The organism is Paenibacillus vietnamensis (assembly GCF_020169515.1).
In the GTDB taxonomy this organism is placed as follows: domain Bacteria; phylum Bacillota; class Bacilli; order Paenibacillales; family Paenibacillaceae; genus Pristimantibacillus; species Pristimantibacillus vietnamensis.
This window is the reverse complement of record NZ_JAHMHW010000010.1, coordinates 13,629-25,355: the sequence shown is the minus strand read 5'-3', so window position 1 is coordinate 25,355 and position 11,727 is coordinate 13,629. Positions and strand designations below refer to the sequence as shown.

Annotated in this window: 12 protein-coding genes and 1 pseudogene; 10 read left to right on the top strand and 3 right to left on the bottom strand. The window is 46.6% G+C overall.

Going from position 1 to position 11,727, the window contains the following annotated elements:
• Positions 1-105: 105 nt before the first annotated feature.
• The 5 genes from KP806_RS18190 to KP806_RS18170 all read left to right on the top strand — a co-directional run bounded on the left by KP806_RS18190 (position 106) and on the right by KP806_RS18170 (position 4,160).
• Positions 106-1,422 (top strand): MFS transporter, encoded by a 1,317-nt coding sequence (locus KP806_RS18190; protein ID WP_224725153.1) that lies wholly within the window; start codon positions 106-108, stop codon positions 1,420-1,422.
• Entirely contained in the window at positions 1,419-2,174 is a 756-nt protein-coding gene (locus tag KP806_RS18185; RefSeq protein ID WP_224725152.1) for a 4'-phosphopantetheinyl transferase family protein, read from the top strand. The genes KP806_RS18190 and KP806_RS18185 overlap by 4 nt, the downstream gene beginning before the upstream one ends.
• A gap of 256 nt (positions 2,175-2,430) precedes the next feature.
• On the top strand, positions 2,431-2,883 hold the full coding sequence (locus KP806_RS18180) for a MarR family winged helix-turn-helix transcriptional regulator (RefSeq protein ID WP_224725151.1): 453 nt from the start codon (positions 2,431-2,433) through the stop codon (positions 2,881-2,883).
• A gap of 23 nt (positions 2,884-2,906) precedes the next feature.
• The gene (locus tag KP806_RS18175; RefSeq protein WP_224725150.1) at positions 2,907-3,449 is read left to right on the top strand and encodes a GNAT family N-acetyltransferase; all 543 of its coding nucleotides are present in this window, start codon (positions 2,907-2,909) and stop codon (positions 3,447-3,449) included.
• A 3-nt stretch (positions 3,450-3,452) separates the two neighbouring features.
• Entirely contained in the window at positions 3,453-4,160 is a 708-nt protein-coding gene (locus KP806_RS18170; RefSeq protein ID WP_224725149.1) for a DNA alkylation repair protein, read from the top strand.
• A 348-nt stretch (positions 4,161-4,508) separates the two neighbouring features.
• Here KP806_RS18170 and KP806_RS18160 read toward each other — a convergent pair whose 3' ends face one another.
• The gene (locus KP806_RS18160) at positions 4,509-5,162 is read right to left on the bottom strand and encodes a TetR/AcrR family transcriptional regulator (protein ID WP_224725148.1); all 654 of its coding nucleotides are present in this window, start codon (positions 5,160-5,162) and stop codon (positions 4,509-4,511) included.
• Positions 5,163-5,272: 110 nt separating this feature from the next.
• A pseudogene (locus KP806_RS18155) lies at positions 5,273-5,970 on the bottom strand (IS1/IS1595 family N-terminal zinc-binding domain-containing protein); the annotation flags it as partial.
• A gap of 138 nt (positions 5,971-6,108) precedes the next feature.
• Here KP806_RS18155 and argC point away from each other — a divergent pair.
• Positions 6,109-7,062 (top strand): N-acetyl-gamma-glutamyl-phosphate reductase, encoded by a 954-nt coding sequence (gene argC / locus KP806_RS18150; RefSeq protein ID WP_224725147.1) that lies wholly within the window; start codon positions 6,109-6,111, stop codon positions 7,060-7,062.
• An 83-nt stretch (positions 7,063-7,145) separates the two neighbouring features.
• Positions 7,146-8,381: an MFS transporter gene (locus KP806_RS18145; protein ID WP_224725146.1), complete on the top strand. Its 1,236-nt coding sequence runs from the start codon at positions 7,146-7,148 to the stop codon at positions 8,379-8,381.
• A 60-nt stretch (positions 8,382-8,441) separates the two neighbouring features.
• Here the strand turns inward: KP806_RS18145 and KP806_RS18140 are convergent, their stop codons facing one another.
• On the bottom strand, positions 8,442-8,813 hold the full coding sequence (locus KP806_RS18140; RefSeq protein ID WP_224725145.1) for an iron chaperone: 372 nt from the start codon (positions 8,811-8,813) through the stop codon (positions 8,442-8,444).
• 161 nt (positions 8,814-8,974) lie between these two features.
• Here KP806_RS18140 and KP806_RS18135 point away from each other — a divergent pair, with 161 nt between their 5' ends.
• From KP806_RS18135 to KP806_RS18125, 3 genes are all read left to right on the top strand, one after another.
• Complete coding sequence (locus KP806_RS18135) at positions 8,975-9,451, top strand: SRPBCC family protein (RefSeq protein WP_224725144.1); 477 nt, start codon at positions 8,975-8,977, stop codon at positions 9,449-9,451.
• Positions 9,452-9,652: 201 nt separating this feature from the next.
• Positions 9,653-10,507 carry an HAD-IIA family hydrolase gene (locus tag KP806_RS18130; protein ID WP_318153687.1) on the top strand — a complete coding sequence of 285 codons (855 nt, stop codon included), beginning with the start codon at positions 9,653-9,655 and terminating at the stop codon, positions 10,505-10,507.
• Complete coding sequence (locus KP806_RS18125) at positions 10,504-11,712, top strand: sn-glycerol-1-phosphate dehydrogenase (protein ID WP_224725143.1); 1,209 nt, start codon at positions 10,504-10,506, stop codon at positions 11,710-11,712. Before KP806_RS18130 ends, KP806_RS18125 begins: the two co-directional genes overlap by 4 nt.
• Positions 11,713-11,727 lie beyond the last annotated feature (15 nt).

The following is an 11,727-nucleotide window of genomic DNA, read 5'->3' as shown; positions in this document are numbered from 1 at the left end:
AAGGACGAAGACAGCTCTTCATGGATTGCCCGGTCAGCAGGATGGGCAGGAAGTGAAGAGCTCGTCTAGTCAGCTTGTTTTTATAGAAGGCGGGAGATAAAAAAGATGAATTTCTCATTATTTAAACAACGCAGCTTTGCCTTATTAATCATTTCGGAAGCGACATCTTTATTCGGTACCTTCTTTTTGAATGCAGCATTCGCCCTGTATGTTTTGAACCTGACAGGATCAGCGGGAAAATTTGCGACCGTCTTGGCACTAGGGATGGTTCCCTATCTCATCGCCGGGCCAGTCGCCGGAGTATTGGCGGACCGGTTTGACAAAAAAAAGTGGATGATTTTACTGGATGGATTGCGGGGGATGCTTTGTATTAGTTTGTTTGTCTTTAGTTTATTTGAGACGATCACGATGCCTTTGATCTATTTCGCTGTCTTATTTATGTCCGCTTGCGAAATCTTTTATGGGCCTGTATTTATCTCTCTGCTCCCTAGCGTAGTAAAAGAAGAGCATCTCGTTTCCGCCAATTCATTTGAAAAATCGATTAATGAAACCATGAAAATCCTTGCCCCTTTTCTTGGAACCCTGCTGTACAGCTTGGCAGGAATAGGACCTGTTTTATTGGTGAACGGATTTACTTTTTTGATCTCCGCACTAGCCATCTTCTATATGGTCATCCCAAAAGCGGAGAATGTGATCGCCAGACAGCTCCATTTGTTTAGAGATATGTGGGACGGATTTAAAGTTTTTTTTATAGACAAACGATTAACTTCGATCGTTTCTAATGCTTTTTTGACTCACTTTTTTATGTATCCGTTTATCTTATTGGGCTTTCCTTATATCATTGTAACGGTACTTGGCGGCAAGGAAACCGATTACGGTATCGTTGAAAGTATTTCTACGCTTGGAGCGATCCTTGCGATCTTCACTGTGCCTCCCATGAAAAAATTTGGAGTAGCCAACAATATCGGAATCGGGATCCTGGGCATGTGTGTGCCCGTCATTCCGTTATTATTTTTAGGCAATCCGGATTTCCTGCAGCTATTAAAAGAAAACGATTATTATCCTGTGTTATTTTTTGGCCTGATCAGTTTCCTGCTTTTCCTGGCATTCAGTTTTTATCTGGTCTTTTTTGCGACCTTTTACCAAACGGTGGTTCCAAAAGAATTGTTTGGCCGATATGGGGCGGGAATGATGCTGTTAAACGGGATCGCACGATTGATTGGATTTCTGATTTTCGGTTATTTATTTAGCTTGGATTCCTTATTGTATGCGGTTATTTTCTTTGGGATCGGTATGCTGCTGAAAATTGTCGTACATATCCCGTTTATGATCATTACAAAAGAGCTGGAACAACAACAGAAGCAAGCGGTACAAGGGAAAGAAATATGCGGGACTCCATTGGGCGTGGAAGTGAATAAATGAAAGTGAAGTCAACGCTGAACGTATACTGGGTACAAATTCCCGAGGAGATCTGCTTATCGGAATGGATAAATGATTTAGATCTGTTAGATAAAGAAGAAAGAACGACCTATGAACGGTATCTGGTTGACCAGAAGAAAATTGAGTTTTACACCGGAAGGTTGTTATTAAAAAAGCTATTAGGGCAAAGGCTGGGAATTCAACCGGAGAGAGTAACCTTCGAGAAAAATCCGTTCGGGAAATTATATTTACATTCGAAGCTCGTCCAAGAAATGGGCATAGATCCGATATTTTTTAACTTATCCCACTCCAAAAGAGTTGTTGCCTGTGTGGTTTCATCATTTGACGAGGCAGGCATTGATGTTGAAGGGATAACCCAAAATCCTCTGGATATTATGCCGGTCGTTTTTGTGCCTCAGGAGCAAATGCTTATTGAAGCGGAGAACACTTTTGCAGAGAAGGTCGAGGCTTTTTACAGAGTTTGGACACGCAAGGAAGCCGTGATGAAAGCGGTTGGAAAAGGATTTTCACATCCGCCTTTGTCTTTTGCCGTACCTGTTCACGGTGAAAGAGTAATGGATGAGGATTATCATTACTATACCTTCCGTCCGATCAATGGCGAAATCATTTCTGTTGCTGTACGCAGGGAAGATGGGATCGAGATTGATTTTGAATGTAGGGAAGCTTCATTTTTGAAGGTGATTCATCCGGCTCTCGCCATTTGGAAGGATCATACAAAAATATGTTTTCCCTGATGTTGTCGAGTCGTATGAATCAGTAGATCATCTGCAGCAGCAAGTTAGTTTTGGAGTTCATTCGGGCCCGATGTGGTTGGTTGAAATACCGGCATTCATGTTACTTGGAATAGCCGTTTATTATGTCGCAAGGAAACTAAGAAAGAAGCAAAAGAACCACGTCTTACATGGTTCTTTTTGTTGCAATTACAACAAAAACGAGGTACTATTTTTTTACCGCAGTTTAAAAAATTCATGAGGTAGTGGAGATGCAAAGATGAAGGAAGTTTTGCGTGAAGTTGGAATGATTGCCAGGGCATTGGATTCCATAAGCAATATAGAATTCAAAAAATATGACCTTACCAAAGGGCAGTACCTGTACCTCGTTCGAATATGTGAAAATCCGGGAATCATTCAAGAAAAGTTAGCTGAGATGATAAAAGTAGATCGAACGACAGCCGCCCGCGCGATACAGAAGCTTGAGAGTAATGGATTTATCGAAAAAAATGATGATCCCTATAACAAAAAAATTAAAAAACTGTTTCCTACAGAGAAAGGGAAGACGGTTTACCCTTTTATAAAAGGAGAAAACGATTATTCCAATAGCGCAGCATTATCCGGATTCTCCGAAAGTGAAGTAGAAACCATTTTTAATCTGCTGCAAAGAGTCAGAAAAAATGTAGAGAAAGACTGGGAGCTTGTAAAAAAGGGGAACACTAGAAACTATTAACGATGGAAAGGAGGACAACTAGAATGACGATAACTATTAAAAAGTGCACGGTGGAGAATCTGAGCCTCCTTCAAGAAATTAGTGTTGAAACATTTAAGGAGACATTTAACAAGCAAAATTCACCTGAAAACATGAAAGCCTATTTGGAACGAGCCTTTCACTTAAAACAATTAGAAAAAGAGTTATTAAATATGTCCTCGGAATTTTATTTTATTTATGCTAATCAGGAGCTTGCCGGGTATTTAAAGGTGAACATCGATGAGGCTCAATCTGAAAAAATGGGCAATAACTCGCTTGAAATCGAGAGAATTTATATAAAGAAAAACTACCATAAACAGGGGCTCGGTAAATATCTAATTAATAAAGCGATAGAAATCGCAAAAGAACGGAATAAAGAAAAAATCTGGCTAGGGGTTTGGGAAAAAAATGAGGGCGCAATTACCTTTTATAACAAATTGGATTTTGTGCAAACAGGAGCGCACTCCTTCTATATGGGTGATGAAGAACAAACCGATTTTATCATGACGAAAACATTGAACCTAAAAAATAACTTTAAGGAGTGTTAAACCATGAATTTCGATACGGTTATGCAGGAGCTTGAAGCTCTCGGCAAGGAACGTACGAAAAAAATTTACGTATCGAACGGCGCGCATGAGCCGCTGTTTGGGGTGGCAACAGGCGCCATGAAGCCCATAGCCAAGAAGATCAAAAACAATCAAGCTTTGGCCGATCAGCTTTTTGACACGGGCAATTATGACGCGATGTATTTTGCCGGCGTCATTGCAGACCCGAAAGCCATGACGGAAGCGGATTTTGAGCGCTGGATCGATGCGGCTTATTTTTATATGATTTCCGATTATGTAGTGGCCGTAACCTTGGCGGAGACGGACATTGCACAACAAGTTTCTGATAAATGGATCGCAAGCGGAGAAGAGCTCAGAATGTCGGCGGGCTGGAGTTGTTACTGCTGGCTGCTCGGTAATCGGCCGGACAGCGAATTTTCCGAAAGCAAGCTTGCCAATATGCTGGATTTGGTGGAAAAAACGATTCACGATTCTCCGGAACGAACGAAATACGCGATGAATATGTTTATTTACACCGTAGGGGTATCCTATTTGCCTCTCCATGCTAAGGCGGTCGAGACCGCAAAGGCGGTAGGGCTGGTCGAAGTTAATCGGGACAAGGCAAAAAGCAAGTTTTTGAACGCTTCCGAAACGATTCAAAAGGCAGTAGATAAAGCGCAGCTTGGCTTCAAACGGAAATATGTAAGGTGTTAACGGGTAGGGATAGCGATAATGATATTACGGCGGCCGGTCAGTGATCGGTTGCTTTTTTTTATTGGCTATTTTAAATTGTAATGCTGATATTTGACCATAAGAAAACCACCTTGGTGAAAAGGCGGTTTAAAAAGCTATCGTTACCCGATAATCGTTGAGAAAATCAAAAATTACGATTTATCCTGTTCATAAAACTCAATATAGCTTCAATGCGTATTTTATCAGCGCACTCTTCGCAACAAAAATACTTATCCTTTCTTTCCTTTGCTTGCTTATATTTTAGCGAACCTTCGTATGCTCTGAATGTTTTTTTACAACTAAAACAACGTACATCATAGTAAAACATTGTTATCCCTCCAAAGTGACAACACCTTGCTTTCTAGTTGATATATCGAAGATTGTAACCAGTTCTCTCATATATTCCTGAACATCTAAATGAGGCTTTCTCATTAATTCCATGGTGAACCCATCAATGGCATTTCTTATTGTTAACGCCATCACCCTTGCCGATGGTTTGGTAAATTCCCGGAAAACTCCTTCTTGCATCCCAAGGACGAGAATATTTTCAATTGGAAGTAAAATAGCTTTATCATGGTCTGCTGCAAACTGAAGTTTCCCATCAGCAGTTATCGTTTTAGAAACCAATTCTATAACAGCGAAAACATGCTGCCGATTTTCAGCTACAAATGCAAGATTGGATTCAATATACACTCGAAGCATCTCTTTAGGAGATTTTTGAGCTTCTATTCGTGGAGCAATGTATAATTGCCAAGCTATATAGTATTCGATCGTTATTTGCTCCAATAATTCCTCTTTATTTGCAAAGTGATAAGAGATAACCCCCTTACTGATTTTTGCGCGTTTTGCAATTTGTCCTAAAGAGGCTTGAGAGTAACCTACTTCTGCGATTGTTTCAATCGCACATTCCACGATTTGAGCTCTACGGGCTTTTTCAATGAATGACATCTCTTTTTGGTTAGTTGGTTTATTTTTTTTATTCATGTTCTTATTTTAGTACGGTCGTACAAAAAAATCAAACAAAAAAACCATTTAGTTGAATATTATCTAAATGGTTATTGAACGCCTTTATACAACTAGCCTGCTTTGTTAGTTCAGCAAGAAGGAGCCATTAGTCGAAGATTATTGTTTGTCTCATTTACAGTAAACAAGCACGAGGCGACCAACATTATTTTCTTATTCGACGTAGTGTTCTCATATTCCTTGCTGTCTAAGTAGCGAAACCATGCAAGATAATGTTGGAGATACTTCGTTGCAACGCCATTAAAACGGTAGCTGTTCACGTTCTGAATGTGGTAAACACCTTTTACACGCTGTTTCCCGTCGGACTTGAAGCGGTAATGGTCTAAACCTTTTGAACTAGCATAGGAACTGAATGCCCGCCATGAATCAGTACAAAGCACGTTTGAATCAGATAAATGACCGCCAATCGCTTCATCCAGTTGTACAAGAAATAGGTCTCGTCCATTTCAACGATACCTTGGAACGATTCGGTAGGGATTTGCTTCAGAGCCGAAAGAATCTTATGCCGCCAGTAAAACAAGGTTACATAAGTCACTTCTTCACCCAATTGTTCGGCACATTTTCGTAGTGAAAAACTCTCAATCATACATTCGATGAATCGAACCCAAAGATGAGGTCTTCTGGTGCGTTGAAGAGGCGTATTAGTGAGGTCGTTGAAGGTTTGATGGCAGGCTTTGCAGCGGTAACGCTGCCGTTTCACCTCTCCAGCACGCGATTTAATAACATATTTTCCAAATCGTACAACAAAATGGCTTTCGCAATGTGGACAGACTATTATGCCAATATTAGTTCGGAACATTCAATTATCAACATTAGGAAATAACAGAGCCTTTTTATTAGAAGAATATATTGCATAAAAATACCTAAATACGTATAATTATTCATTATGCATACGGAGGTAAATGCTATGAAAGTATTTGTAGACGGCCAGTACGGGACGACGGGACTCAAAATACATGAAAGACTTAAGCAGCGAAACGATGTGGAGCTTCTATCCATTTCGGAGGAGCATAAGAAGGACCCCGAGCTCCGAATACAGGTCATGAATGAAGCGGATATCGTATTTTTGTGTCTGCCCGACCAGGCAGCCCGAGAAGCTCTAACGCTCATCACGAATCCTGACACCCGGGTAATTGACAGCAGTACGGCTTTTCGTACCGATGATGCTTGGACCTACGGCTTGCCGGAATTATCGCCTTTGCAAAGGGAGGAGATAGCGGGTGCTGCTCGTGTGTCAGTGCCAGGCTGTCATGCTACTGCATTTGTACTTGCGATTCATCCGCTTGTCCAAAGGGGAATTCTTCCGCAGGATTATCCGGTTTGCTGCCACTCGTTAACGGGTTATAGCGGCGGAGGCAAGGCATTAATCGAACAATATGAAACAGGCAGTGTCAGCGATAAAAAAGACAGCCTAACGTCCCCGCGGCACTATAGTCTAAATCTGGATCATAAGCATTTGCCTGAGATGAAGAAATTTACGGAGCTCGAGTTCCAGCCTGTATTCCTGCCGGCTGTTTGCCATTTTTACAATGGTATGGTTGTGACGGTTCCTTTGGTTACTCGCCTGCTTAATCAACAGCCTGGTCTTCAGGATATTCATGCTGCCCTCACCGATTATTACAAAAATGAAGCGTTCGTAAGAGTCATCCCGCTTGATGCTTCCAAAGGAATCTCCCAATCTGATCTCGATCCGACTCTATGCAACGGAACCAATGATGCGGAGATTTTCGTCCTAGGGAATGACGATCAAGTGATTGTCGCATGCAGACTGGACAACCTCGGGAAGGGTTCCTCGGGAGCAGTCATACAATGTATGAACATCATGCTGGGACTGGATGAGGGATTGGGGCTTATTTTGTAAAAAATTTCCGTTATACACGCCTGGATTCAAATGGACTATACTTGGCGGAGTAGGTATATCAATATTTATCGCGGAGGATAAAAATGTTTGGCTTATCCAGGCTTCCCAAAAATGCGCGCGGCTGCCTTCTGTACGAGCCTCTGTTTCTAATCCCGTACAGCATGTTCAGCACGTATGCCACGATTTATATGTTTGAAATGGGGATGAGCGAGACGGCCATCGGCTGGGTTACCACGCTGACTCTGCTTGTGCAGGTATTCTCATCCTTCATCAGCGGCTATCTGACCGACAGGCTCGGAAGGAAATGGGCGCTGCTTTATTTTGACTTGCTCAGCTGGACGGTCGGCACTCTGCTCTGGGCAGTATCACAAAATATTTGGTTTTTTATCGTTGCGGCCGTCGTGAACGGTTTTCAGCGGGTTCCGCATACCGCCTTCTACTGTTTGCTTGTGGAGGATACCGAACCAAAGGACCGGACCTTCGTCTTCTCGGTTCTTCAGTTCGTCGCCATGCTCGGCGGCTTATTCGCTCCGCTCGGCGGACTGCTCGTCGCACACTACGGCCTGATACCCGGCATGCGGATCATGTATGTGCTCGCCTGCGTATGTATGACGATTCAATTTGTCGGAAGGCATTTTGCCACCCGCGAGACGGAGATCGGACTTCGCAAAATGGCGGAAACCAGCAGTACAGGTTTGATGTCCGGGCTGCGGGAATATAAAGGGGTTTTCCGCGGTAGGGGGGAGAACAAGCCGCTGCTGATGATTTTCGGCGTCTACATTCTGTTCCAGTTCCAGCTTACGATGAAAGGCACCTACTTGTCGCTTTTTCTCGTGGAGGACCTTAAGCTGGACAGCGGTCTAGTATCTATATTTCCGGCTGTAACTTCTATTATTATGCTTCTTTCGATGTGGCTGCTGCTGCCCCGGCTAGGCGATAACAGACTTCACGCGGTCATGCTGTGGGGCTTCTTCATCTCGCTGGTGTCCAATCTGCTGCTGATTCTTCCGCTCCCCGGCATGATGTTCTGGCTGATCGTCAGCACCGTTCTCGCCGCGGCAGGCACGATGATGACGTATCCGTATTTGGAAGCCGCAGTCGCCAACGCCATTGACGACGAGAACCGCGCAAGCATTTTTGCCATGCTGTCCGTACTGATTCTGCTCGTTGTATCGCCGTCCGGCATTATCGGGGGATGGGCCTACCGCCTAGATCCTTCTCTGCCGTTCTTATTGATCGTTCTGTCGTTCGCGGCAAGTATGGTGCTGCTGGTGCTGTATAAGAGAAGCTCAGGGCGTGAAGAGAAGAAGGTTGCCTGATTGAAAAATGGACCTGAAAGGCCTCAAACCGAAAGTTTGAGCCTCAAAGGTCCATCTTTTTTATTTCCGCCAAAAAGTTGTACAGTCCGCTTTATCCATTATATTGAACTCAATCATTTTTTCGAGTAAGGAGAAATCAACCGGACCATCCCACCGGATTCGAACCAGCTCCTTGGTGTGATCATATCCGGATTGTGCAATTTCATCGGCTAAATGAATCATTCCTGCCCTTTCAGGGGCGACAGCCATGTGATGATTGGATACGCTAAAGCCAATAATAAAGGTGCCATGATCGGTAAACATAGGCTGTTTCCATGCAATTTTGGGTTCTAAATTCGGATATTTCTTTGTCACCCATTCCAAAACTTCTTCCGTTCGGGCCCGATGCTGCGGGTTATTAATACCGGCTAAATATTCTTCAAAAGCTTCCATGTTATTCCCTCCTGAAATATAAATGATGTTTTTATGATAGCAGGAGGGAGGCCCCGACTCAAACGGCCTGGCCTCGCTCAAGTGAGCAATCTGAAAGAAATCCATGTTTGATATATTTGGTATGATGGGGTCAAAGTCAAACTCATTTTGGAGGGATGGACATGAACCGGAACGATGCAACGAACAAAAGCGCAGCGCAAGCAGGCGATCGCGAAATTGTGATTACCCGCTTACTTGATGCTCCGCGCCAGCTTGTGTTTGAGGCTTGGACGAACGAGGAGCACCTGTCGAAGTGGTGGGGACCTCAAGGCTTTACGTCGACGTTTCAGAAGTTTGAGATGAAGCCGGGCGGCACATGGGAGTTTATTATGCACGGTCCAGATGGCGTTGATTTTCCCAACACCAACGTCTTTGTCGAGATCGTGAAGCCCGAGCGAATCGTCTTCAAGCATGCCGTGTTTCCCCATTTTCTGGCGACAGCGATCTTTGAGGCTGCTCCGGAGGGTAAGACCAAGCTCACGTATAGCTCCGTTTTTGAAGAAACTGCCGCAGTATTCGATAAGGTGAAAGAATATGCCGTACCAGGTGCCGAACAGACGATGGATCGTCTGGAGGAGCTTTTGGCAAGTATATCGTAAAAGGAAGAGGCCAGGTGAGAAGAGGGGAACGCTCCTGATTTTCACCCGGTCTTTTTTGTGCCGTAACCTGACGATTTAATCGCCGGGTTATTTGTGCTGCCTTCACATAATCTCAAGATAACGATGACATTCGGATGACAGTGCCTCTTTATAGTGAAAACGAACAGAAATGAGCAAGAACGAACAAGGGTGAGCCTGTAGGTGTCTGTTTTTGCTCAAGTCGAAAGGGTTGTGACGAACGTGACGTTATCGAGCATAGAAGGCTTCATTATTGATTTGGACGGAACGGTGTACAGGGGAAAGCGGCCGATCGCCGGAGCGGTCGAGGCTATCGCCGAGCTGAAGCGGCAGGGGAAGAAGACCGCGTTCCTGAGCAACAGGGGAAACATATCTCGCAAAATGTGCAAGGACAAGCTGAGCGCCATGGGACTGGACGTGCTGGAGGAGGAGATTTTGCTCAGCTCGACCGTAACCGCAAATTATTTGCGCACTTTCTATAAACACTCGCAGGTGTGGACGCTCGGCGACGCCGGGCTGTTGGAGGAGCTGGCCGCGGCGGGACTTACGCTGGCGGACAAGCCGGAGTCCGCGGATTGGCTCGTGATTACGCTGCACGAGACGCTGACCTATAAGGAGCTGAACGAAGCGTTCCGCGCCGTGAGAAGCGGCGCCCGAATCATCGCCACGAATGCGGACAAGACGTTCCCCGGCGACGAGGGAGACTCGATCGACGTGGCAGGCATGATCGGCGCGATCGTGGCTTCGACGGGCAAGGAGGTCGAGGTGGTCATCGGAAAACCTTCCGCCGTCATGGCGGAGGCCGCGCTGAACGTTTTGGGACTTCCGCCTTCAAGCTGTCTCGTCATCGGCGACAGCCTGGCGTCGGATATTCAGCTGGGCAAGCAGGCCGGCATGCGGACGGCGCTTGTCTTAACGGGCTCCGCGAAGCGGGAGGAGGCGAAGGCCAGCGAGTGGCAGCCGGACTGGATATGGGAGTCGCTGGCCGATGTCACGCAGGCGGCCGCGTTCGCGGCAGAAACGGAGGCGGCGAAATGACGACGGTGGAAGAGCGTATCCGGCAAGCCGCCGGAGAGCTGGATGAGCAGGCACTGAAACGTATCGCGGTGGATCTTATCGCCATCCGGGCCGGGGCGCTCGATGAAATTCCATCCTATCTCGAGAGGAAGGGATACCGCGGCGTCGTGATTGCGTTGGACGCTCGTACGTACGAGGCGGCCGGAAAGAGGCTGCATGCCTCTCTGGAGCATTGCGGCATCGTCTCCTCGTTATCGAAGATTAAGCCGAATGCTGCCGGCGACGTCATCGCCGATGAAGCTTCGATCATCCAGCTCATCCTGGATATCCAGAGAAGCTCCGCGCAGGCCGTAATCGCGGTGGGCGGGGGAACGATCCATGACATTGCGCGGTATGCCGCTTATACGGCAGGCCTTCCGTTCCTGTCGGTCCCGACGGCGCCTTCGGTCGACGGCTTTAATTCGAAAGGCGCGCCGATCATTGTCCGCGGGGAGAAAAAGACGATCCTCTCGATCGGGCCGGATGCGATTTTCGCGGACCTCGACGTGCTGGTCAAAGCTCCTCCGGAGCTGACTGCCGCCGGATTCGGCGACATGCTCGGCAAATATACGTCGCTGTTCGACTGGCGATTCGGCGCCTTGACGGCCGGCGAGCCTTACCTGAAGGCCGCAGAGGACGTGACGAGAGCGGCGCTTGCACAATGCGTGAAGCATGCGGGGCTTATTGCGAAGAAACAGGAGGAAGGCATCCATACGCTAATCTGCTCGCTGATCGAATCGGGCCTTGCGATGCTGCTGTTCGGACAGTCGCATCCGGCGTCCGGCGCGGAGCATCATCTGTCGCATTACTGGGAAATGGAGTATATCCGCCTCGGTCGCAGACAGCTGCTCCACGGTGCCAAGGTCGGTGCCGCGTGCATCGAGATCAGCAGGCTGTATCACAGGCTCGTGTCGGAGGATTTCGGCCTGCAGAGCGGAGTGAGGCCGGCTGTCACGACGCATTGGGATGAAATTAAGCAGGCCATTCTGCATGTTCCGCGGGAAAACGAGCTGCGGGAGCTGCTCCGTACGGTAGGCGGTCCTGTGTCGACTGAGGAGCTCGGCGTTCAGCCGGAGCTGCTCGCGCGAAGCTTGCGGGAGGCGCATCTCGTAAGGCCGGAGCGGTATACGCTGCTCCATGCGCGGAATGCTGCAGCTGCGAATCCGAGCGGAAACGAGCAGGATTAGTATGAATAAGCAAAA

Coding starts and splice junctions, on each gene's coding strand:
- KP806_RS18190 (WP_224725153.1), top strand. CDS start 106: ATGAATTTCTCATTATTTAAACAACGCAGCTTTGCCTTATTAATCATT.
- KP806_RS18185 (WP_224725152.1), top strand. CDS start 1,419: ATGAAAGTGAAGTCAACGCTGAACGTATACTGGGTACAAATTCCCGAG.
- KP806_RS18180 (WP_224725151.1), top strand. CDS start 2,431: ATGAAGGAAGTTTTGCGTGAAGTTGGAATGATTGCCAGGGCATTGGAT.
- KP806_RS18175 (WP_224725150.1), top strand. CDS start 2,907: ATGACGATAACTATTAAAAAGTGCACGGTGGAGAATCTGAGCCTCCTT.
- KP806_RS18170 (WP_224725149.1), top strand. CDS start 3,453: ATGAATTTCGATACGGTTATGCAGGAGCTTGAAGCTCTCGGCAAGGAA.
- KP806_RS18160 (WP_224725148.1), bottom strand. CDS start 5,162: ATGAATAAAAAAAATAAACCAACTAACCAAAAAGAGATGTCATTCATT.
- argC (WP_224725147.1), top strand. CDS start 6,109: ATGAAAGTATTTGTAGACGGCCAGTACGGGACGACGGGACTCAAAATA.
- KP806_RS18145 (WP_224725146.1), top strand. CDS start 7,146: ATGTTTGGCTTATCCAGGCTTCCCAAAAATGCGCGCGGCTGCCTTCTG.
- KP806_RS18140 (WP_224725145.1), bottom strand. CDS start 8,813: ATGGAAGCTTTTGAAGAATATTTAGCCGGTATTAATAACCCGCAGCAT.
- KP806_RS18135 (WP_224725144.1), top strand. CDS start 8,975: ATGAACCGGAACGATGCAACGAACAAAAGCGCAGCGCAAGCAGGCGAT.
- KP806_RS18125 (WP_224725143.1), top strand. CDS start 10,504: ATGACGACGGTGGAAGAGCGTATCCGGCAAGCCGCCGGAGAGCTGGAT.